Below are 22611 nucleotides of genomic sequence, written 5' to 3'. Positions count from 1 at the left end.
CTCATTAAACTACATAAATTAGTCCTTAAATGACTACTCCCACTCAACTGTTGCAGGTGGTTTACTTGTAATATCATAGACGATGCGGTTAACGTGGTCCACTTCGTTTACGATACGTACAGAAATCTTTTGAAGGACATCCCAAGGAATTTTTGCAAAGTCAGCTGTCATACCATCGATAGAAGTGATTGCACGGATTGCAATTGTGTAGTCGTACGTACGACCGTCACCCATAACACCGACTGAACGAACACCTGTATTAACTGTGAAGTATTGCCAGATATCGCGGTCAAGACCAGCTTTGGCAATTTCTTCACGAAGGATAGCATCTGATTCACGAACGGTTTCTAGTTTCTCTTCAGTGATTTCACCCATGACACGGATAGCAAGTCCTGGCCCTGGAAATGGTTGGCGCCATACGATATGGTCTGGCATACCAAGCTCTGTACCAAGAGCACGAACCTCATCTTTATAAAGAGTATTGAGTGGTTCAATCAATTCAAATTGCATGTCTTCTGGAAGACCACCCACGTTGTGGTGTGACTTGATAGTTTGAGCTGTATCCGTACCAGACTCGATCACGTCGGTATATAAGGTACCTTGAGCAAGGAATTTCACATCTTTGAGCTTGCTTGCTTCGTCATCAAATACATAGACAAACTCATTACCGATGATTTTACGTTTTTGTTCAGGGTCAGAAACGCTAGCAAGTTTATCAAGGAAACGTTTAGCAGCGTCTGCTTTGACGATATTCAAACCAAACTTACCACCAAGCATGTCCATAACTTGGTCCGCTTCTCCTTTACGAAGAAGACCGTGGTCTACGAAGATACAAATCAATTGATCGCCAATAGCCTTTTGGAGAAGAACCCCAACGACAGATGAGTCAACCCCACCTGATAGACCAAGAAGGACACGTTTATCACCGACGGTTTCACGAATTTTTTGGATCTGCATATCAATGAAGTTATCCATTGACCAGTCGCCTTTAGCCTTACAGATGTTAAGAGCAAAGTTACGAAGGATATCATTTCCGTATACAGAATGACGAACTTCTGGGTGGAATTGGATACCGTAAATATGTTTATCAGGGTTTTCAATGGCTGCATAAGGGCAGTCAGCTGATGTACCTGTACGAACAAAGTCAGAAGGAATTTCAGTAACTGCATCACCATGGCTCATCAATACAGTTTGTTCATCAGGTGTTGATTCAAAAAGAGCTGATGGTGTATGTGTTAGGGTTGATTGACCGTATTCACGATTTCCAGCATCACCTGCAGGAACAACTTTTCCTCCAAGTTTATGGGTCAATAACTGCATACCGTAACAAATTCCCAAAATAGGAATTCCAAGTTCGAAGATTTCTGGGTCAATATCAAATGAACCATCTTCATATACAGAGTTAGGACCACCTGATAGAATAATTCCTACAGGATTGATTTCACGAACTTCAGCAGCTGAAATTTTATGGCTTTTTAGTTCTGAAAAAACACCAATCTCACGGATACGGCGTGAAATCAGCTGGTTGTATTGGCTACCATAGTCCAATACGATGATTTTTTCTACATCTTGCAAATCAGTTGAAATGTTGCTCATCTTTTTCCTTTCTCAAAAGAAATATCTTTTTTCAATATTCTATCACAAATAAGGGCGAATTACCAACTAAACAAGGCGAAGTTTGACTTTTTCTAGTTTATTGGGGTACAATAGAGAAAAGATAGAAATGAAGTGAAAAATATGCTACCCGCTTATATGAAAATCCATGACCAGATTAAAAAGGATATTGACGAACATCGTTGGGCCATCGGTGAGAGACTTCCAAGTGAACGAGATTTAGCAGAGCAGTTTGCGGTCAGTCGCATGACCCTCCGCCAAGCTATATCCCTCTTGGTCGAAGAAGGAGTTTTAGAGCGCAGAGTTGGAAGTGGCACCTTTGTATCCAGTACACGTGTACAAGAAAAGATGCGAGGGACAACCAGTTTTACTGAAATTGTTAAGTCCCAAGGTAAAGTACCCTCTAGCCAACTCATTTCCTACAGAAAAACCATTCCCAATGAACAGGAAGTTGCCAAGCTAGGAATTTCTCCAACGGAGAATATTATCCGAATGGAACGTGTTCGCTATGCCGACCAAGTTCCTCTGGTTTATGAAGTTGCTTCGATTCCTGAAAAATTCATTAAGGACTTTAAAAAAGAAGAAATCACCAGTCATTTCTTTCAAACTCTGCAAAAACACGGCTACCGTATTGGTAAATCACAGCAGACTATTTATGCTCGTCTTGCTAAGGAAAAAATTGCCCACTATTTGGAAGTTGAAAAAGGACATGCTATTCTAGGTTTGACTCAGGTTTCCTACCTAGAAGATGGTACTGCATTTGAATACGTAAAAAGTCAGTATGTAGGCGAACGCTTTGAATTTTATCTTGAAAATAATTAGATTACCACGCAAAAACTCTCTGTCACGGACGACAAAGAGTCTTTTTATTTTTCTAAGACTAAATCTTTCAACGAAATCAGAGTTACAGCAAACAATATCATTGCCATACCAAGAAAATCAATAGGATAAAATTGTTCATTCATAATTAGGAAGGCAAAGAAAACTGCCGAAATTGGCTCAATAGAAGCCAACAAGCTTGACTTGACCGGTCCAATCAGACTGGCTCCTTTTAAGAAGGCTGTATAGGCAAAGACAGTACCGATAAGGATAATGCCCGCAAATGCAAGGAGAAAATCAAGACTAGTTGGGATAGCAGTCTGTAGAACCCCTGTAAAAGGAAGGGCGACCAAACCAGCTATGACCATTCCCACACCAATGAGCAAACTGCTCCCCCACTTCTTAATCAAGGCTATGGGCAAAATGATATACAGTGCGTAAGTCAGAGCAGAAAAGAGACCCCAGAACAGGCCTGCAGGTGTCATGGATAACTGGTCCAACTGCCCATGAGTTGCAATCAGGAAGGTCCCTCCAATGGCTAATATGATAGAAACTATCTCTCCCAGTGTCGGTGCCACCTTATCCTTGATACAGCTATAAATCAAAATCCCGACAGGACAAACATACTGAAGCACCGTCGCGGTTCCTGCATTGGTCTCCTGAATAGCAGTTAGATAGGCAAATTGATTGAGGAAGAGACCAATTAGAGCAAAAATGAGAAGAGACAGTAAACTCTTTCTATCATTTAAAAAGGCCAGCATTCTATCCTTTGCAGTAGCATAAGTCAAGACCATGAGAATCCCACCAGCGATTAAAAGACGCAAGTTGGTCAAAACCAGAGCCGAAATTCCGTGTGCCATCAGGTATTGGCCACTCGTTCCTGACAAGCCCCAAGCAATCCCAGCCACAACTGTTAATAGAGTCCCTTTTAAACTGTTTGACATGTCTCTCCTTACTCTTCTTTGCGAATCAAGTCCATCACTTGATTGCGGTCTACAATCCATTGAGCCCTCTCATCCTTTTCATAGGTACGATTCGATAGGAAAATAGCCGCTTCTTGCTTCTGGCGATTCCACATGATAAAGGTACCTGTATAGCCCGTATGGTCTAGCCAATCTCCTTCCAAATTCCAGGCCAAAGAACGTTCCTTGTCATCCAAAGGAGAAAAATTTTGACTCAAATCTCTTGCAAAATCATCTGATAAATAGTGTTCTAAAAAGATTTGTAGATCCTTTACAGTCGAAAATAAACCAGCACTACCAGCATGTCTGCCCAGGAGACGAGCCTTGGGATCATGTACCACACCTGCCTCGACACCTCTAACTGTTGGAACAGCAAGCTCAACAGGCCCAAACTGGGTATCCGCCATTCCCCAAGGTTTCCAGACTTGCTCCTGTAAAATCACATCCAAGTCTTGATTAAAGATTCTTTCCAAGATAAAACCCAACAGCAAAAAATGGACATCTGAATAAAGAAAGGCTGGCTGATTTCGTCTGTTGAGATGAAACATCGCTTCCTTTAATTCTGAGGCTATTAAAAGATCACGATTGGGAATAAAAGGATCAAGATCTGTAGCGTGAGTTAAGAGCTGACGAATAGTAATATCTGGATAATCACTCTCAGCTAAAAAATCGGTTACGGGTCTGTCAATATCTAATTGACCTTTTTCCCACAAAAAGGTAAAAACTGTCCCAACCCCAACAACCTTGCTGACACTAGCTAGGTCATAAACTAATCCTGCCTCAGTCTGCAAGCCATGCTCTGAGTCACTCAAGCCTAAATAGACCTCCGTCCATTGATTGTCCTTAAAATACGCAAAAGAGGCTCCGGGATAAATCCCTGCCTCGATTTGTTCTTCTATTTTTTTAATAATCTTGGTCCACTTCATACTTCTTCAAACCACAATTCAACATTATTTCTATCTTTACCAAGGAAGAATTTTTCAGACTTAGGAATAAAATATTCTGTAGACTCAAACTTCTGGCGAAGACTGGCTATGTCTAATTCATTGACCAAGAACTTAAGCATAGATAAGTCCCAAGTAACCGTATTGTCCACAGTCAAATCCTGCCCCTGAGCTGGGATAAAATCAAGTGATGCCCCCATTTCAGATGATTCCAAGAAACTTTCGATATCAGTTGGGAGATGTAATTCCATAGAAATCTCAAATTTACTCAAAGAAATTGATTCCAAATCTGTTTGAAATTCTGGCTTTTCTCCTACTTCTACTAGACTTGCTCTGTCATCTTCCGCATGAATCAAAATCAAATCATCTTCGGGTGAAAAAATCTCAAAAGCGTAGCCATTTTGACCTTTATATAATCGATGAATCGAATCTGTTTTAGATAAGAGTCCTTCGATTTCTAAGGGATTTTCCACCTTGACAATCAATCTAGCTAGTTTTTTTCTTCCCTCTACCTTACGAGTGCGCATACTTGGAGCTTCTTCTAAAACCAGCTTTTCTAAACCTGTTTGATCACCTAGTGACAGAAAGGCTGATTCTTCTAATAAGGCCTTCATGCCAAGGGTTCCTATATAAAATGTTTCATTTATTTTTCTATTATTAACTTTTAAAGTAGGAATAATCCGTACAATCTGATTTACATTCATAAATTCCTCCAACTCTTTTATTTTAAAGGATTTTAGAATTTTTTACAAGAAATTATGCTCAGATTTACCAATTTTCACCCCATTAAAAATTTTTCTTCAAAAGGCTGACCTAAAACTCCATTTTTAGGGAAACATACAAAAGTCAAAAAATAGATAGGATAAACTGGAATGCTAATCAATGGATTGATAAGAAATAATTGACTGTCTTTGTTGATTTTTGATTACGGAGGAATATTAGAAATAAAAAGAACCAGCTCTTAAAACTGATTCTTTTTACAAGTGAAAAATTAGTTATTTTCAACTTTTTCATCGTATTTTGGTCTTAGTGTTGTACCTGAGTTAACAATGGTACGTTTTTGAACAAGAGGAAGGTCTGTACGATTGTAAACTGTACGCCATTTTTCCCAAACAAGACCTGTTTTTTCTTGGATTTTCACTCTGATATTACGAACATTTCCTTTAAATTGAAGTTCAGTTTGGAAACCAGCAGTTCTGTTTTTACCATTATCTTCCCATTGACGTGAGCGAATGCTTTCAACTCCATCCTTATCATAAGTTACTTCATCCCAGTAAACATAGTAACGAGCGATATAAGCTCCCTTATGGTGTAATTTGAGGTAACCATTTTTATATGAAGTCACTTTAGTTTCAATGTAGTCTGTATTGCTTTGAATTGTGGCTACTTGATTATCTTTCAAGAATGCAGTCTTATAAGAAATTGGAACAGCAGGGTTTTGTGTACTGAAAGTAGCTCCTTCTTGAATCAATTTCTTCAAATCTTCTACTGTACCTGTCACAACACGTGCAGCACCATCAGCATTTCCACCTACGATTGAAACTGTTACAGTTGTATTCTTCAAGACACGCGCCCATTCAGATTCTGGTTTAATAGGCACCCCTTTGATGACAGCATTAATCGCTGCTTTCAACTCTGTACTCTTGCTTGTTGTTTCAAATTTGACATACATTTGACGTCCGTATGAAACGCTTGATACGTATACAGGAGGTGTTTTTTCATCAATTCCACGTGTTTTCAATTGATCAACCGTTACTCCTGGTGCAAATACATCGGATGGATTTTTTGGAGCATCAAAGTTAGCAGTAAAGTAAACTTGTTTAAAATCAACTACCTCAACTTGTTTTTCACCTTTGTGAACTGCATCAAAATCAATTTTTAAGTTAACTCCTACTTTTTCAAAGTCACTTCCGAATTTTGCTTTTAATTGATTCATGCTATAAGCAGAAGTTGATTCGTATTGCATGCGTGCTGGAGCAGGATTCTTACCAGCATATTTTTCATGCCAACGATTTAACAGGGTATTTACACCTTCCTGCATACCACTTGCAGTTGGATTAGCATCTACATAGCTATCTCCGCCTACCATTCCTGGTAAATCAACACTGATGCTACCTTTGCTACGATCTAAACTAATTTGTTGTGGTTTGTTTTCTAGAAGGTCTTGATTTGCTTTAAATAAAGCACCTAAGAAGATATCTCCGTTACCATTAATGGCAACATCTGCAGAACCATTAGAAAGGTTTTTCTTCACTTTTTCCACAACCACAAATTCATTTCCTTGTTGTTTTGTGCTTGTATTAGTGTAATTTTCTAACGCTTCTCCTTTTCTAGTCAAAATGTTTAATTTATCATAATTTAAACCAAATAAATAGTTATTTAGCTCTGCAGTATAATCTTTTTTATCTTTATTTTCTGTTTTAACTTTGTTTTCTGTTTTCTTATCTGCTACTACTTTTTCTTCTTTTACAGCACGATATACTTCAACTTCTGCCAAACTAAGAGGAGTTTTAGATTTATTTAATTCAATTTTTACATATCGTGCATTAACTCCTGAGAATTGAACATCAACTTTTGGTTGATTATTTAGGGTATCAACATGTTGACGAGTTACTTCCTTACCATCTTTATCTAACAAAATAACATCAAAATTAGATAAACGATCTCCTACATTACTGTCTCCACGATTGTAAATACGAACAGTTCCCACACCTTCTTCTTTTGCTAGATCAACTTTCCACCAAGCATGATCTTCAAAATTTGTATGAGTAACTGAGTGATGTCTGTAAACATTATCTAGATTACCGTCAACCGCTCTAGAAGCATCTGCATCATAATAAGTCGAACTCTGACTTGCAGACTTATGAGCAGCAATATTTTCACCAGCAACTTCAGCAACGCTTGGTTCTGTTGCTTTTACTACATTTGTTTGAAATACAAGGCCAGAACCTAGCAAAAATGTTGCAATGGCAACACCACATACTCCAACGCTACGTTTACGAATAGAATAACGAAATCCTTTATCTTGTTTATTTTGAGACATAAAAAACTCCTATATATGTTTGTACGAATTATTTCTTGAACGCGCTTTCTTGAAACAATAAGAGTATAACATAAAAATATTATAGATGCAATCGTTTTCTTAAAAAAATATTATTTTTTTATTAACCTAGATTGAATAACTGAACATATGTTAATATTTTTACATTCAAATAAAGAGTGGTCTATACCACTAAAAACAAGAAAACGAGCAGGCTAAGTCCCTATAAGTTGGGAATCAGCACTGTTCGTTTTTGTATATATAGTCAAATTCAATTCTTAAATATATAGCTCAACAAATTTCTCAATGCAAAGCTTTTCATTGTTTTTTATCATCTCTTAGATTCAAATTCTTTATAAGGTTCCTGAAGATAAGCATCAAAAACTTCTTCATCTGAAATCGTGTCAGAAATGAAGCTTCCGTTGCTGGTTCGTTCTGACAAATTCAAATCTTGTAATCGACTTTCATAGATCGTTCCTTTATTAGATTGGATAAGCAAAGTTTGATCGTTCCCGTCCACTTCCGTACTGAAGAGATCACCAACAAATCCTTGCTCTGCAACTGCTCCTGCCAAGAAGACACGGTGCGGTTTGTTTTTTAGCTCACGCAAGACTTGTAGTCCTCGTTTAGCACGGCTGGTTGCCGGAATTTCGTCAATAGAAACACGTTTCAAGCTTCCACGTTGGGTCAAGAGGTAGAAAGATGAGGTATTGCAAATAAAGGCAGATTGGAGGACGTCATCTTCTTTCAGATTCATAGCCTTGACACCTGCTGCCTTGGCACCAACAACAGGAACCTCCTCGATATTGAAACGCAGAGCATAACCGTTTCGACTAATCAAGAGAACATCATCCAGTTTAATCTGAGCTACTGCTACAATCTGGTCTGTCTCGTCTTTGAGTTTAGCATACTTGACTGATTTAGATTTATAGGTCCGCCATGGAGTGAATTCTTTACGTTCTACGCGTTTGATTTGACCAAGACGAGTTGCAGCAAAGTAAGTTGTCGCATCATCAAACTGATCTACTACTTCAACATAAAGGATTTCTTCGTTAGTTTCAAAGTTGGTAATGGTTTGGCTCAGATGCTCTCCGATATCCTTCCAGCGAATATCTGCCAACTCATGGATTGGTCGATAGATGACATTTCCAAGACTTGTGAACATCAAAAGATGCTGTGTTGTCTTGACAGCTTGTACAAAGATCAAACGGTCATCATCACGTTTGCCAATTTCTTCCAGCGTTGAAGCTGCAAAAGAACGTGGACTGGTACGCTTGATATAACCTGCCTTGGTCACGCTGACATAGGTATCTTCCTCAGCAATCAGACTAGCTGTATCAATCTCAATTGCTTTCGCAGTGTCTTCTAAAGCACTCAAACGTGGAGTCGCAAATTTCTTCTTGACCTCACGAAGCTCTTTCTTCATGAGATTGTACATGGTCCGTTCATCACCGATAATCGCCGCAAGCATGGCAATCTTTTCACGAAGTTCTGCTTCTTCTTCCTGCAAGACAACTACGTCTGTATTGGTCAAACGGTAAAGCTGCAAGGTAACGATGGCCTCAGCCTGCTCTTCTGTAAAATCATAGCTAATCTTGAGATTTTCCTTGGCGTCAGCTTTATTCTCAGAAGCGCGGATAAGGGCAATAACTTCGTCCAAAATTGAAATCACGCGAATCAAACCTTCGACGATATGGAGACGCTTCTCAGCCTTTTCCTTGTCAAAGCGGGAACGGGCCAAAATCACTTCACGACGGTGGGCGATGTAGCTAGATAAGATTGGGACAATCCCAACCTGACGAGGTGTGAAATTGTCAATCGCCACCATGTTAAAATTGTAGTTAATTTGCAGGTCAGTGTATTTGAAGAGATAGTTAAGAACGAGCTCGGTGTTAGCATCTTTCTTGAGTTCGATAGCAATACGAAGACCGTCACGGTCAGACTCATCACGAACCTCAGCAATGCCTGCCACCTTGTTATTGACACGGACATCATCGATTTTCTTGACTAGATTGGCTTTATTGATTTCATAAGGAATCTCAGTGATAACGATTTGTTCCTTACCACCTTTTAGCTTTTCAATCTCAGTCTTGGAACGAACAACCACGCGCCCTTTCCCAGTTTCATAGGCCTTCTTGATTTCATCACGGCCTTGGATAATCCCTCCTGTCGGGAAATCTGGCCCAGGCAAGAATTCCATGAGTTTTTCAACTTTTGCCGTTGGATGGTCAATCATATAAACCGCCGCATCGATGACCTCAGCTAAATTATGGGGAGGAATATCTGTCGCGTATCCAGCTGAAATACCAGTAGAACCATTGACTAAAAGGTTTGGAAAAGCTGCTGGCAAGACTGTCGGCTCTTTCTCCGTATCGTCAAAGTTCCATGCAAAAGGAACAGTCTTTTTCTCGATATCCTGAAGAAGATAGCCAGCAATCTCAGACAAACGCGCCTCGGTATAACGCATAGCTGCAGGCGGATCTCCATCCATAGAACCGTTATTACCGTGCATTTCAACTAGAATCTCACGGTTCTTCCAGTCCTGAGACATACGGACCATGGCATCATAGATAGAAGAATCCCCGTGTGGGTGAAAATTACCCATGATGTTCCCGACAGACTTGGCCGACTTACGGTAACTCTTGTCAAAGGTATTGCCATCCTTATTCATCGAATAAAGAATGCGGCGCTGAACCGGCTTCAAGCCATCACGAATGTCTGGCAAAGCCCGGTCTTGAATAATGTACTTGGAGTAGCGACCAAAGCGCTCTCCCATGATGTCCTCCAGGGACATGTTTTGAATGTTACTCATATAGGATACAGAGCCCGTAAAGCATAAAGTGAAAATAGAAAATTCTTGAAGTAAGCAAGCTCACCAGAGAATTTATCTTTTTCACGCGTCATTTAGGGCGTGTTCAACTCCTTTCAAAGAATATAGAGTAGGTTTTTACAGAAAAGGTGTTCGGTTACTATAAAGAACCAAACTATCCTTCTGTAGTTTAATCTTTTTAATTAGTCAGCGATTAAGAAGCCTATGCTCAACATACTCAATCATCTTCTCAGCCACTTCCTTATCGTAGTCAAATCTCATCTTCTGGGCAAGACTTTGAGCTTCTTTGTGGAAAAGTTGCATCGTATCAAACAAAGACTGAATGATTTTATCACTATTTGAGAAATCAAGTAGACTTGAGAATTCATTCTCTTTCTCAGCAAGCAAATAGTTAAAGAGGTACTTGTAGTTCTTTCCGATATCGACTTTTCCCCTATCACTTGCTACCTGCCAAGCTAAGACTTTTAGTAGCACTTGTTGGCAAATTCCATAAAGATGGTCGATCGCATAGGTGAGTTGATTACGATAAATTCCTTTAACCACGTAGGCTGACACCCACCAAAATTCATTACAGGATTTTTCAAAATCCGTTTCAGTAGCTGGGATTGTCCAGTAACGCTGAGGACTGGGAGAATAAGACTCAAACAAACCTTTCTCATCTACTAAAACTGTGAATGCTGCCTCACTACCCACCCACTCGTTGATGTGTTCTTTAGGACAGAGGGTCAAATCAATCCTATTGCCATCTTCAAAGAGCATAAGAAATAGACGGCGATGTCCCAACCTAACCTCTTGCTCGATAATACGTTTACCAAACTGATCTGTCCAAGATAAATCTGAGATCAGCTCGTCCAGATTCTCTACAACATAGACTACATCGTAATCTTGAAATTCATCTTTTAGGGCCTTTGGATTTGTCCGTGAACCAGACATGGCGACAGCCGCGACTTGTAAAGTTTCAGCAGTCTTTAAAATTACATCGAGCATTTCTGTTTCAGTTCTCATGTTGATACCCATTCATTAAAAACTAACTTAAAAAACTGTCGCTTCTTCCAGCGTAAACTTGACATTGTCTTCAATCCACTTACGTCGTGGTTCTACCTTGTCTCCCATGAGGACATTGACTCGACGTTCGGCGCGTGCTAGGTCTTCGATGGTGACACGTATGAGGGTACGGGTTTCTGGATTCATGGTAGTTTCCCAGAGTTGGTCTGCATTCATCTCTCCAAGCCCCTTGTAGCGTTGGAGTGTTGCGCCTTTACCGAACTGCTTGCGGAGTTCTTCAAGTTCTCCGTCTGTCCATGCGTAGGCTACTTCTTCTTTCTTGCCTTTGCCTTTGGACATCTTGTAAAGAGGCGGAAGGGCGATATAAACGTGTCCTGCCTCAACTAGGGGACGCATGTAACGATAGAAAAAGGTCAAGAGCAAGGTCTGGATATGGGCACCATCAGTATCTGCATCGGTCATGATAATGATCTTGTCATAGTTAGCATCTTCAATGGAAAAATCTGCTCCTACACCAGCACCAATAGTATAAATCATGGTGTTAATTTCTTCATTTTTGAGGATATCCGCCATCTTGGCCTTGGCTGTATTGATAACCTTACCACGAAGAGGCAAGATAGCCTGGAACTTACGGTCACGACCTTGCTTGGCAGAACCGCCGGCAGAGTCCCCTTCGACTAGATAGAGTTCATTCTTGGCAGGATTCTTGGACTGAGCTGGGGTTAATTTCCCAGAAAGTAAGCCCTTGTCTTTTTTATTTTTCTTACCATTCCGGCTCTCATCACGCGCCTTACGTGCCGCTTCACGAGCATCACGCGCCTTGATAGCCTTGCGGATAAGGTTAGAAGCCAGTTCCCCATTTTCCATAAGGAAGAAGGTCAACTTATCCGCCACAATTCCATCCACAACGGGACGAGCAAGAGGGCTTCCTAGCTTGTCCTTGGTCTGACCCTCAAACTGCAAATGTTCTTCAGGGACTAGAATAGAGAGGACAGCCGCTAGCCCCTCACGATAGTCTGACCCTTCAAGGTTTTTATCTTTTTCCTTGAGAAGCCCTGTCTTACGCGCATAGTCATTCATGACCTTGGTAATGGCAGACTTGAGCCCAGTCTCATGTGTTCCACCGTCCTTGGTGCGAACGTTATTGACAAAGGACAGAATGTTATCTGAAAATCCATCATTGTACTGGAGAGCTACTTCCACTTGGAAACCATTGTCTTCCCCTGCAAAGTAAAGGACTGGCGTCAAGGTTTCCTTGTCTTCGTTCAGATAAGAAACAAAGTCTTGTACCCCATTCTCATAGTGGAATTCAATCGCTTCATCTGTTCGCTTGTCCGTCAAAGACAAGGTCACATTTTTTAAGAGAAAGGCTGACTCATTGAGACGTTCTGAGATGGTATTGTATTTAAAGTCTGTCGTCGAGAAAATACTAGCATCAGGCATAAAAGTAACCTTGGTACCTGTTTTAGACTTGGGCGCTGTACCGATTTTCTTCAGAGTCGTGACAGGTTTTCCACCATTTTCAAAACGTTGCTTGTAAACTGCGCCATCACGGGTGATTTCAACTTCTAGCCAGCTAGAAAGGGCGTTAACAACGGAAGAACCCACTCCGTGGAGACCACCAGATGTCTTGTAGCCACCCTGACCGAATTTCCCTCCAGCGTGAAGAATGGTAAAGATTACCTCAACTGTTGGAATCCCCATAGCGTGCATTCCAGTCGGCATCCCACGTCCATGGTCTTGAACCGTTAAACTGCCATCTTTATTGATGGTCACATCAATACGGTCACCAAATCCAGACAATGCCTCATCGACTGCATTGTCGACGATTTCCCAGACGAGGTGGTGGAGACCAGCACCATCGGTCGATCCGATATACATCCCTGGACGTTTTCGGACCGCATCCAACCCTTCTAGCACCTGAATGGCATCATCATTATAATTATTAATATTGATTTCCTTTTTTGACACAAGGAACCTCCTATTCGTTCATCTTTACTATTCTACAAGTTTTCCAAGGATTTTGCAAAATTTTTCTTTCTCTGGTGTGACAATTTCAGAAGAGATTCTCTGCCTTTCTTCTCCATTTCATGATATAATAGGAGTATGATTACAATAGTTTTATTAATCCTAGCCTATCTGCTAGGTTCGATTCCGTCTGGTCTCTGGATTGGACAAGTATTCTTTCAAATCAATCTGCGCGAGCATGGTTCTGGTAACACTGGAACGACCAATACCTTCCGCATTTTAGGTAAGAAAGCGGGGATGGCAACCTTTGTGATTGACTTTTTCAAAGGAACTCTAGCAACGCTTCTTCCAATTATGTTTCATCTGCAAGGCGTTTCGCCTCTCATCTTTGGACTTTTGGCTGTTATTGGCCATACCTTCCCTATCTTTGCAGGATTTAAGGGTGGTAAGGCTGTCGCAACCAGTGCTGGAGTGGTTTTCGGATTTGCGCCTGTCTTCTGTCTCTACCTTGCAGTTGTTTTCTTTGGAACCCTCTATCTTGGTAGTATGATTTCACTGTCTAGTGTCACAGCATCTATCGCGGCTGTTATCGGAGTTCTACTCTTTCCACTTTTTGGTTTTATCCTGAGCAACTATGACCCTCTCTTCATCGCTATTATCCTGGCTCTTGCTAGTTTGATTATCATTCGTCATAAGGATAATGTCGCTCGTATCAAAAACAAGACTGAAAATTTGGTCCCTTGGGGATTGAACCTAACCAATCAACATCCTAAAAAATAAAACGCCAGTTCATTCTGAACTGACGTTTTTTGTATGCTTATTTTGATTTGATATAGTTGATACCATCTGCTTTTGGTGCGACTGCTTTTCCAAAGAAGGCTGCCAAGACAAGAATTGTCAAGACATAAGGTGCGATTTGAAGATAAACCGTAGGCACTCCTTGTAGGAACGGCAATTGAGAACCGATAACAGCCAAACTTTGTGAAAGCCCAAAGAAGAGACTAGATAGCATGGCTCCGATTGGATTCCATTTTCCGAAAATCATCGCAGCAAGAGCAATAAATCCAGGTCCAACAATAGTTGTTACCGAGAAGTTAACTGAGATGGATTGAGCATAAATCGCTCCGCCAATTCCACCTAGAAAACCTGAAATGATAACCCCTAAATATCTCATCTTGTAGACATTGATTCCCAAAGTGTCCGCTGCTTGAGGGTGTTCGCCGACAGAGCGAAGACGAAGACCAAAGCGGGTCTTGAAAAGGATAAACCAAGCAAGGAATGAGAAGGCAATCGCGATATAACCTAGCAGACTTGTTGACTTGAAGAAGATATCACCGATAACTGGGATATTTGCCAAAACTGGGAAATCAAAGCGTCCAAAAGTCTGACTTAGGTTGTCGGTTTGTCCTTTGTTATAAAGAACTTTCACTAAGAAAACAGCCAAGGCAGGCGCCATCAAGTTCAATACCGTACCGCTGACAACATGGTCTGCACGGAAATGAACCGTCGCTGCTGCGTGGATGATAGAGAAGAGACCTCCAACCAATCCTGCAACTAGCAAGGATAGCCATGGAGTTGCTGCGCCAAATTGTTCTGCAAATTCAAGGTTAAAGACGACTCCAGAAAAGGCACCCATAACCATAATTCCTTCAAGGCCGACGTTTACCACACCACCACGTTCAGAGAAAACACCACCAATACTTGTAAAGATGAGGGGTGCTGAGTAAATCAGCATAGAAGACACCAAGAGGGTGAGCAAGGTTGTAATAGACATCTTTACTTACCTCCTTTAACTTGTTTTTTCGGTTTGACAAAGCGTTCGATAAGATAATGAACACTGACAAAGAAGATAATAGACGCTGTTACAATGCTGACAAGCTCAGACGGTACCTGCGCCGCATTCATACCTGGGGCTCCAACTTGGAGAACACCAAATAGGAAGGCTGCAAATAGAATACCAATTGGTGAGTTAGCCGCAAGCAGACTAACCGCCATCCCGTTAAATCCGACAGCTAATGATGCCCCTTGAACATAGACGTTCTGGAAGGTTCCCAGTCCTTCAACAGCTCCACCAAGACCTGCCAAGGCACCTGAGATAATCATTGATAGGATAATAGTCCGTTTGGCAGAAATACCAGCATACTCTGAAGCATGTGGATTAAGACCAACCGCACGGATTTCAAAACCAAGGGTTGTTTTCTTGAGCATGAACCAAATGACTGCAACGGCAATGATGGCAAAGAAAATACCAATATTCATCCGCGAATTACCAGTCAACTCAGCCAACCAAGGTGTCTGGTAGGTTGCATTAGCCCCAACACGAATGGTCGAATCTGTACTTTGCATAAAGTCTTTAGGGAAGGCATGGATAAAGGCATTCCCTACATACAAGACAATGTAGTTCATCATGATGGTTACGATAACCTCTGACGTCCCTAGATAGGCTCTAAGAATACCCGGAATCGCACCGACAATTCCACCAGCAATCAAGGCAATCACGATGGTTGCTAGAATCATCAAGGGACGTGGCATATCCGGATGCGCCAAGGCAAACCAACCGCTGAGAATCCAACCTGCCAAAGCCTGACCAGGAAGTCCGACGTTAAAGAAACCTGCACGACTGGCAACGGCAAAACCAAGACCAATCAAGACCAAAGGCCCCATAGCACGGAAGATTTCTCCAATCCCACGTAGACTACCAAAGGCTGTATAGAACAATTCTTCGTAGCCCCAAATAGCATCATAACCGAAGATCCACATGACAATGGCCCCGAGTAAAATTCCTAGGAAGACAGAAATCAAGGGAACCGAAATTTGTTGTAATTTTTTAGACATCACTCTTCTCCTTTCCCAAGTTTCCACCAGCCATCAAGACACCAAGTTCTTGTTTATTGGTTGTTTCTGGTGACACAATACCTTGAATCTTACCATCATGAATAACGGCAATACGGTCTGAGACGTTTAAAATCTCGTCCAATTCAAAGCTGACAACAAGTACAGCCTTCCCATTATCACGCTCTTCAATCAAGCGCTTGTGGATATATTCAATGGCACCAACATCCAACCCACGAGTTGGCTGGCTGACGATAAGGAGATCAGGATCACGATCAATTTCACGAGCAATAATTGCTTTTTGTTGATTTCCTCCTGAGAGTGCAGCTGCAGGAACAAATTCGCTGGCAGCACGAACATCAAACTCTTCCATTAGCTTTTTAGCATAAGAAGTAATATTTGAATAGTTCAAAATTCCATTTTTACTATGTGGTTCTTTATAGTAAGTTTGAAGGGCAATATTTTCAGAAATCATCATTTCCAAAATTAAGCCATCACGGTGACGGTCTTCTGGAACGTGACCAACACTCAACTCTGTAATCTGACGTGGGTGCAAGCCCACAATTGAATCTCCTTTTAGCTCAATGCTACCAGATTCAACCTTGCGAAGACCTGTAATGGCTTGAATCAGTTCAGACTGACCATTTCCATCAATCCCTGCAATACCAACAATCTCTCCAGCACGAACATCCAAGGACAGATTTTTCACAGCTGGGACACCGCGGTTTTCATTGACCACCAAATCTTTGATTGACAAGACCACTTCTTTTGGTTGAGAGGCTTGTTTCTCTGTTTTAAAGGAAACAGAACGACCTACCATCATTTCCGCCAAATCAGCATTGGTAGCTCCTGCAATTTCGACAGTTTCAATTGATTTCCCACGACGGATAACTGTAACGCGGTCAGAAACTGCTCGAATCTCGTCCAACTTGTGAGTGATCAAGATAATTGATTTTCCTTCTTTGACAAGATTTTTCATAATAGCCATCAACTCATCAATTTCTGATGGAGTCAAAACAGCCGTTGGTTCGTCAAAGATAAGGATATCAGCTCCCCGATAAAGGGTTTTTAAAATTTCTACACGTTGTTGGGCTCCAACTGAGATATCTGCTACCTTGGCAGAAGGGTCAACAGCTAAGCCATAACGTTCAGAAAGAGCCTTGATTTCTTTGCTAGCTCCAGCGATATCTAGCACACCATTTTTAGTCAATTCACTACCTAAAATGATGTTTTCAGCCACTGTGAAGGCTTCTACCAACATAAAGTGCTGGTGAACCATTCCGATTCCCAAGCTAGCTGCTTTAGATGGGGAGTCGAGGTTGACAACTTGACCGTTGACCACAATTTCACCACTGGTTGGTTCAAGAAGCCCTGCTAACATGTTCATGAGCGTGGACTTTCCAGCCCCATTTTCTCCTAAAAGTGCATGAATTTCACCTTTTCGTAGGTGCAGGTTGATTTTGTCGTTGGCAACAAATTCACCAAACACCTTGGTAATATCACGCATCTCAATGACATTTTCGTGTGCCATGTGCTCTTCCTTTCAGAGTCTTATTTTATTTCAATAAAACTTGCTAGTTTCTCTAGTAGCAAGCTTTACTGAGACAAAATGACTTTGTCTCAACTCTTAAAAAGCGGCCGATGGCCGCTTCCTAAGAAATAACCTCCATCCATTATTTTTCAGGAACTTTTACGCTTCCATCAAGGATTTTAGCTTTAGCATCTTCGACAGCTTTTTTACCTTCTTCTGAAAGGTTTGTTACTGCCAAGTCAACCCCTTTATCTTTCAATGAGTAAACGATCACTTGACCGCCAGGGAATTCACCTTTTTCTGCCTTGTTAGCAATATCTTTTACAGTTGTACCAACTTGTTTCAAAGTAGATACAAGAACAAAGTTTGATTCTTTACCATCTTTAGAAGTGTATTTACCTTCTGCTTCTTGGTCACGGTCAACACCGATAACCCAAACTTTTTCATTTTCAGGACGGCTTTCGTTAAGTGATTTTGCTTCTGCAAAGACACCTGCACCTGTACCACCAGCTACTTGGTAAACAATATCTGCACCAGCTGCGTATTGTGCGGCTGCAATTGTTTTACCTTTAGCAGCATCACCAAATGAACCAGCGTAGTCAACTTGTACTTTGATAGATGGGTCTACTGACGCAACACCAGCCTTGAATCCTGCTTCAAAACGAGAGATAACTTCTGATTCCATACCACCTACAAAACCAACTTGTTTTGTTTTAGTTGTTTTGGCTGCAGCCACACCAGCGAGGTAACCTGACTCATTATCAGCAAATGTTACACTAGCAACATTCTTTTGATCTTTAATCACATCATCAATCAAGACATAGTTCAAATCAGTGTGCTCTTCTGCTGCATCTTTAACTGCATTGTGAAGGGCAAAACCAACACCGAAGATTAGGTTGTAACTTCCAGCCGCTTGTTGCAAGTTGTTAGCATAGTCAGCTTCACTTGTTGATTGGAAGTAAGTAAAACCTTTATCTTTTGCAAGATTGTGTTCTTTACCCCAAGCCTGCAAACCTTCCCAAGCTGATTGGTTGAATGATTTATCATCAACACCACCAGTATCAGTGACGATTGCTGCTTTTGTCTTCACATCAGAAGATGAAGCTGCGTTACGAGAAGAGCGGTTACCACATGCAGCAAGTCCAACTGCTGCCACTGCAACTAGACCAAGGCCTAGCCATTGTTTCTTGTTCATTACTGAACCTCCTAAATAAGATGTGCAACGATGTTGCAAGTATGGATTGATTGGTCACAAGGACCGTGCCACTCAGAGAGCGACTCAGACTAGTTTAAGTCTGTAAAAGAGTATGGAAGTAATTCCCCGACCGTCATCTCGACCGTCGATTTATCTTTTGCGACTAAAGTCACTTTTAGATCTTGTTCAAAAAATTCGACCATTACTTGGCGACAAGCACCACATGGTGAAATCGGTTTTTCAGTTTGACCATAGACAATCAATTCTGAAAATTCTCTTTGTCCTTCAGATATAGCTTTAAAAATGGCTGTTCTCTCACCGCAATTGGTCAAAGGATAGCTAGCATTTTCGATATTCACTCCCGTGTAAACACTTCCGTCTTTGGCTACTAAAACTGCTCCGATAGGAAAGTGAGAATAGGGGACATAGGCACGTTTGCTGGTTTCAATTGCCAGTTCAATCAACTCAGTAGTCGCCATCTGCCAATTCTCCTTTTAGAATTGCTACCCCAGCTGACGTTCCGATACGTGTCGCACCTGCTTCAACAAAGGCAAGAGCATCCTCATAAGAACGAGCTCCACCAGCAGCCTTGACACCCATATCAGGTCCAACTGTTTCACGCATTAATCTAACATCTGCTACCGTAGCGCCACCAGTTGAAAAACCAGTAGATGTTTTAACAAAATCAGCTCCAGCTTTTTGAGCTAATTGGCAAGCCACAACTTTTTCTTGGTCTGTCAGAAGGCAAGCTTCAATAATGACTTTCACTAACTTGTCACCACTTGCTTCTACAACTGCGCGAATATCTGACTCTACCAAGGCTAAATTACCTGATTTGAGAGCTCCAACATTGATCACCATATCAATCTCATCTGCACCATTTTGGATAGCTTCTTTTGTCTCAAAAGCTTTCACAGTTGAAGTTGTTGCTCCCAGAGGGAAACCTACTACTGTGCAGACCTTGACATCTGTGCCTTTAAGCCCTTTTTTGGCATGTTCAACCCAGGTCGGATTAACGCAAACACTGGCAAAATCATACTCTCTAGCCTCAGACAACAAACAATCAATTTGATTTTCTGTTGCATCTTGTTTTAAAAGCGTATGATCGATATATTTATTTAATTTCATATTCGGATTCTCCTGCAGTTTATGAGATAATTTCTATAATTTCTCGTAAACTTTGCACCCTATCATTTATTTTAACATATTTTTGAAAATCTGTAACTAGCTGAGAAGAAATTTTTCCATTTGTGTATACTTTTGCAACAATTTCTCCCTTTTGAACAGAATCTCCAACCTTCTTTTCAAAAACAATTCCTGTTTCATAGTCCAAGGCATCAGACTTGACTGCACGGCCTGCCCCCAGTCTCATAGCATAAAGCCCAAATTCCATAGCTGGAAGAGCTGAAATGACACCCGTTTCATGAGCAGGGATTTCCACCACATGGGCTACATTTACAGGACGATAGAGGTCTTCCAAGTCTCCACCTTGGGCTTGGACCATTTCCTCAAACTTAGCCAGTGCTTGACCATTCTCAAGATGTTGGCGGACTTCTTCAACTGTTTTATTTACATTTGCCAGGCCAAGCATAATTTGAGCCAATTCACAGATGAAGTGGGTAATATCCTGACGTCCTTGACCCTGTAAAATCTCCAATGCTTCAAGGATCTCCAGACGATTTCCAATAGCACGCCCTAAAGGCTGGCTCATATCCGTAATCACTGCTACCGTTTTTCTACCAACTGCCTTACCAAGTTCCACCATAGTTTGAGCCAACTCACGCGCCTCATCAACCGTCTTCATGAAGGCACCCTCACCGACAGTCACGTCTAGCAAAATAGCATCCGCCCCTGCCGCAATTTTCTTGCTCATCACCGAACTCGCAATCAAAGGAATCGTGTCGACAGTTGCTGTCACATCACGTAGGGCGTAGAGAAGCTTGTCAGCTTTAACCAGTTGGTCTGATTGCCCAATGACCGATACACCAATATCCTGAACCTGACGAATAAAATCCTCTTGACTGCGTTCCACTTGATAGCCCTTGATAGACTCCAATTTATCAATTGTTCCACCAGTATGGCCGAGACCACGACCACTCATTTTGGCCACAGGCACACCAAAGCTAGCCACAAGAGGAGCCAAAATCAAGGTTACCTTATCACCAACACCACCTGTAGAATGCTTGTCAACCTTAACCCCATCAATAGCGGATAAATCAAACTCTTGCCCAGTCTGAACCATATTCATAGTTAGATCAGAGATTTCTCGTGTTGTCATTCCTTTGAAATAAACAGCCATAGCAAAGGCAGACATCTGATAATCAGGAACAGTTCCTGACACATAGCCTTCTACCAGCCATTCAATTTCACTCGAAGTCAATTCTTGACCGTCTCGTTTTTTTTGGATTAAATCAACTGCTCTCATTCTTTCACACTTCTAAGGATATAATATCCCTTATCTTTTTTGACGATTTCACAATTGCCAAACACATCTTCCATCTTGGACTTGGCACTTGGAGCCCCTTGTTTTTTCTGGATAACGATAGTCAAATCCCCACCAGTTTCCAAGAAATCTTTGCTTTTTTCAATGATTTCATGAACCACTTGCTTACCCGCACGAATAGGGGGATTGGAAATGACATGGTCAAATTTTCCTTCAACTTGTTCATAGATGTTGGACTGGAAAATCGTCGCTTCTACTTTATTTCGTTCAGCATTTTGTCGCGCCAAATCCAAGGCACGATTATTGATATCGACCATGATAGCCTGAACTCCATAAGCCTTAGCCAAGGACAAACCCAAAGGCCCATAACCACAGCCTACATCAAGGACAGTTTCTCCTTGGTTGACCTCAAGACACTTGAGCAAGAGTTGACTTCCGAAGTCAACCATTTTCTTGCTAAAAACACCCGCATCCGTCAAAAAGGTCATTTTTTCTCCCAACAAGTCCACTCTCAACTCATGAATGTCGTGAGCAGCATCAGGATTTTCTGCATAATACATTTTACTCATGAAACTATTTTACCATAATTTGCCTTAAATTGTAAATCGTTTACAAATTGATGACAAAATGAAAAAGACTGAAGAAACCTAGTCAAGAAGACCTTTTCTTCAATCTCTCAACTTTTATAAACGATTGCCAAGCCATTGGGAGCTATAAGGTATCACAGTCAGGATAAAATAACAGATTTATTGTCTATCATCAGAAGTATTTTGATTACCATTGCTTAACCTTCAAATGCTTCATTATCAACAAGATTCCCAACAAGATGTTTAGATAAAAGCCCAACTGATAAGTTTGTGTCAGAATTTCCAAACTTGTCCAAAGTCGTACCAAATCTTCTAGTGACATACGGAAGAGATACCCTTCTGTAGCAATCCACAAAATCAAAAATAGATAACTTCCAGCAGCAAGCCATTTCGTCCACCGTTTTTTTAGGAAGAAAGCAATCAAGAGCGAACAGATAAAGACAGCTGTTACAATGGCATGTTCCATCAAAAAAGTAAAACTGTAATAGATTTCCACAAAGCGTCTACCATTATCCGCATTGACCCCTTTTATAAAAGGTAAGGCAAAACTTAAAATAAAACAGAGTTCCAATATATAAGGTTTTAAGATTTTCATGACACACCTCCTATAAGTTGTGAATCCCAAAGCCCCCTTTATTAGCTTATAAGTCAGGAGAAAGTAGCTCCTACTTCATCAATAAATTGGTCAACCTCTATCTACCTCTATTATACGATATTGGTAAATTCCCAAACTAAGTTCCACCGCTAGTACAAGTGGAAGTTAGTCTGATAAAAATCCTAAAAACCAGTGGAAATCTGTGTCAGGGTAAATTCCACTGGTTTTACTAATGCTTGATTTCAT

The 22611-nt window shown here is 41.1% G+C and carries 19 protein-coding genes; 2 read left to right on the top strand and 17 right to left on the bottom strand.

The features are described from left to right. Window positions 1–33: 33 nt before the first annotated feature. On the bottom strand, window positions 34–1596 hold the full coding sequence (gene guaA, locus QM865_RS03640) for a glutamine-hydrolyzing GMP synthase (RefSeq protein ID WP_414306035.1): 1563 nt from the start codon (window positions 1594–1596) through the stop codon (window positions 34–36). A gap of 141 nt (window positions 1597–1737) precedes the next feature. Here guaA and QM865_RS03635 point away from each other — a divergent pair, with 141 nt between their 5' ends. After that, entirely contained in the window at window positions 1738–2436 is a 699-nt protein-coding gene (locus QM865_RS03635) for a GntR family transcriptional regulator (RefSeq protein WP_000936183.1), read from the top strand. 44 nt (window positions 2437–2480) lie between these two features. Here the strand turns inward: QM865_RS03635 and QM865_RS03630 are convergent, their stop codons facing one another. The 7 genes from QM865_RS03630 to parE form a co-directional block, all read right to left on the bottom strand. Next, complete coding sequence (locus QM865_RS03630) at window positions 2481–3377, bottom strand: DMT family transporter (RefSeq protein ID WP_084926887.1); 897 nt, start codon at window positions 3375–3377, stop codon at window positions 2481–2483. A gap of 8 nt (window positions 3378–3385) precedes the next feature. Continuing rightward, complete coding sequence (locus QM865_RS03625) at window positions 3386–4321, bottom strand: serine hydrolase domain-containing protein (RefSeq protein WP_414306034.1); 936 nt, start codon at window positions 4319–4321, stop codon at window positions 3386–3388. Beyond that, a complete protein-coding gene (locus QM865_RS03620; RefSeq protein WP_203175504.1) occupies window positions 4318–5043 on the bottom strand; it encodes a CppA N-terminal domain-containing protein in 726 nt (241 codons plus the stop codon). Before QM865_RS03620 ends, QM865_RS03625 begins: the two co-directional genes overlap by 4 nt. Window positions 5044–5330: 287 nt before the next feature. Next, on the bottom strand, window positions 5331–7382 hold the full coding sequence (locus QM865_RS03615) for a thiol-activated cytolysin family protein (RefSeq protein ID WP_414306033.1): 2052 nt from the start codon (window positions 7380–7382) through the stop codon (window positions 5331–5333). A gap of 328 nt (window positions 7383–7710) precedes the next feature. Continuing rightward, entirely contained in the window at window positions 7711–10191 is a 2481-nt protein-coding gene (gene parC, locus QM865_RS03610; protein ID WP_414306032.1) for a DNA topoisomerase IV subunit A, read from the bottom strand. A gap of 204 nt (window positions 10192–10395) precedes the next feature. Further along, window positions 10396–11214 (bottom strand): aminoglycoside 6-adenylyltransferase, encoded by an 819-nt coding sequence (locus QM865_RS03605; protein WP_414306031.1) that lies wholly within the window; start codon window positions 11212–11214, stop codon window positions 10396–10398. Window positions 11215–11241: 27 nt separating this feature from the next. After that, window positions 11242–13185, bottom strand: coding sequence for a DNA topoisomerase IV subunit B (parE, locus tag QM865_RS03600; protein WP_414306030.1), 1944 nt, complete (start codon window positions 13183–13185; stop codon window positions 11242–11244). A gap of 135 nt (window positions 13186–13320) precedes the next feature. Here parE and plsY point away from each other — a divergent pair, with 135 nt between their 5' ends. After that, window positions 13321–13962 carry a glycerol-3-phosphate 1-O-acyltransferase PlsY gene (plsY, locus tag QM865_RS03595; RefSeq protein WP_223330085.1) on the top strand — a complete coding sequence of 214 codons (642 nt, stop codon included), beginning with the start codon at window positions 13321–13323 and terminating at the stop codon, window positions 13960–13962. Between the two features lie 37 nt (window positions 13963–13999). On the opposite strand, the gene QM865_RS03590 is transcribed toward plsY, so the two are convergent. The 9 genes from QM865_RS03590 to QM865_RS03550 all read right to left on the bottom strand — a co-directional run bounded on the left by QM865_RS03590 (window position 14000) and on the right by QM865_RS03550 (window position 22365). Then, window positions 14000–14956, bottom strand: a complete 957-nt coding sequence (locus tag QM865_RS03590; RefSeq protein ID WP_414306029.1) for an ABC transporter permease — start codon at window positions 14954–14956, stop codon at window positions 14000–14002. Window positions 14957–14958: 2 nt separating this feature from the next. Continuing rightward, window positions 14959–16017 (bottom strand): ABC transporter permease, encoded by a 1059-nt coding sequence (locus QM865_RS03585; protein WP_153192461.1) that lies wholly within the window; start codon window positions 16015–16017, stop codon window positions 14959–14961. Next, a complete protein-coding gene (locus QM865_RS03580; RefSeq protein ID WP_033681960.1) occupies window positions 16010–17545 on the bottom strand; it encodes an ABC transporter ATP-binding protein in 1536 nt (511 codons plus the stop codon). Before QM865_RS03580 ends, QM865_RS03585 begins: the two co-directional genes overlap by 8 nt. A 142-nt stretch (window positions 17546–17687) precedes the next feature. Further along, the gene (locus tag QM865_RS03575) at window positions 17688–18740 is read right to left on the bottom strand and encodes a BMP family lipoprotein (protein ID WP_414306028.1); all 1053 of its coding nucleotides are present in this window, start codon (window positions 18738–18740) and stop codon (window positions 17688–17690) included. Between the two features lie 89 nt (window positions 18741–18829). Further along, complete coding sequence (locus QM865_RS03570) at window positions 18830–19219, bottom strand: cytidine deaminase (protein ID WP_414306027.1); 390 nt, start codon at window positions 19217–19219, stop codon at window positions 18830–18832. Beyond that, complete coding sequence (deoC, locus tag QM865_RS03565; RefSeq protein WP_414306026.1) at window positions 19206–19868, bottom strand: deoxyribose-phosphate aldolase; 663 nt, start codon at window positions 19866–19868, stop codon at window positions 19206–19208. The genes QM865_RS03570 and deoC overlap by 14 nt, the downstream gene beginning before the upstream one ends. Before the next feature lie 19 nt (window positions 19869–19887). After that, window positions 19888–21165, bottom strand: coding sequence for a pyrimidine-nucleoside phosphorylase (locus tag QM865_RS03560; RefSeq protein ID WP_414306025.1), 1278 nt, complete (start codon window positions 21163–21165; stop codon window positions 19888–19890). Further along, window positions 21162–21752, bottom strand: a complete 591-nt coding sequence (locus QM865_RS03555; protein ID WP_414306024.1) for a class I SAM-dependent methyltransferase — start codon at window positions 21750–21752, stop codon at window positions 21162–21164. The genes QM865_RS03560 and QM865_RS03555 overlap by 4 nt, the downstream gene beginning before the upstream one ends. Window positions 21753–21957: 205 nt before the next feature. After that, window positions 21958–22365: a hypothetical protein gene (locus tag QM865_RS03550; protein WP_414306023.1), complete on the bottom strand. Its 408-nt coding sequence runs from the start codon at window positions 22363–22365 to the stop codon at window positions 21958–21960. Window positions 22366–22611 lie beyond the last annotated feature (246 nt).

Source organism: Streptococcus mitis, assembly GCF_047462815.1.
Classification (GTDB): domain Bacteria; phylum Bacillota; class Bacilli; order Lactobacillales; family Streptococcaceae; genus Streptococcus; species Streptococcus mitis_DO.
Note: the sequence above shows the minus strand (reverse complement) of the source record. Positions and strands in the feature narration are given on the sequence as shown.

Coding starts and splice junctions, on each gene's coding strand:
- QM865_RS03620 (WP_203175504.1), bottom strand. CDS start 5,043: ATGAATGTAAATCAGATTGTACGGATTATTCCTACTTTAAAAGTTAAT.
- QM865_RS03555 (WP_414306024.1), bottom strand. CDS start 21,752: ATGAGTAAAATGTATTATGCAGAAAATCCTGATGCTGCTCACGACATT.
- QM865_RS03560 (WP_414306025.1), bottom strand. CDS start 21,165: ATGAGAGCAGTTGATTTAATCCAAAAAAAACGAGACGGTCAAGAATTG.
- deoC (WP_414306026.1), bottom strand. CDS start 19,868: ATGAAATTAAATAAATATATCGATCATACGCTTTTAAAACAAGATGCA.
- guaA (WP_414306035.1), bottom strand. CDS start 1,596: ATGAGCAACATTTCAACTGATTTGCAAGATGTAGAAAAAATCATCGTA.
- QM865_RS03590 (WP_414306029.1), bottom strand. CDS start 14,956: ATGTCTATTACAACCTTGCTCACCCTCTTGGTGTCTTCTATGCTGATT.
- parC (WP_414306032.1), bottom strand. CDS start 10,191: ATGAGTAACATTCAAAACATGTCCCTGGAGGACATCATGGGAGAGCGC.
- QM865_RS03635 (WP_000936183.1), top strand. CDS start 1,738: ATGCTACCCGCTTATATGAAAATCCATGACCAGATTAAAAAGGATATT.
- QM865_RS03625 (WP_414306034.1), bottom strand. CDS start 4,321: ATGAAGTGGACCAAGATTATTAAAAAAATAGAAGAACAAATCGAGGCA.
- QM865_RS03630 (WP_084926887.1), bottom strand. CDS start 3,377: ATGTCAAACAGTTTAAAAGGGACTCTATTAACAGTTGTGGCTGGGATT.
- QM865_RS03575 (WP_414306028.1), bottom strand. CDS start 18,740: ATGAACAAGAAACAATGGCTAGGCCTTGGTCTAGTTGCAGTGGCAGCA.
- QM865_RS03615 (WP_414306033.1), bottom strand. CDS start 7,382: ATGTCTCAAAATAAACAAGATAAAGGATTTCGTTATTCTATTCGTAAA.
- QM865_RS03585 (WP_153192461.1), bottom strand. CDS start 16,017: ATGTCTAAAAAATTACAACAAATTTCGGTTCCCTTGATTTCTGTCTTC.
- QM865_RS03550 (WP_414306023.1), bottom strand. CDS start 22,365: ATGAAAATCTTAAAACCTTATATATTGGAACTCTGTTTTATTTTAAGT.
- plsY (WP_223330085.1), top strand. CDS start 13,321: ATGATTACAATAGTTTTATTAATCCTAGCCTATCTGCTAGGTTCGATT.
- QM865_RS03570 (WP_414306027.1), bottom strand. CDS start 19,219: ATGGCGACTACTGAGTTGATTGAACTGGCAATTGAAACCAGCAAACGT.
- QM865_RS03605 (WP_414306031.1), bottom strand. CDS start 11,214: ATGAGAACTGAAACAGAAATGCTCGATGTAATTTTAAAGACTGCTGAA.
- QM865_RS03580 (WP_033681960.1), bottom strand. CDS start 17,545: ATGGCACACGAAAATGTCATTGAGATGCGTGATATTACCAAGGTGTTT.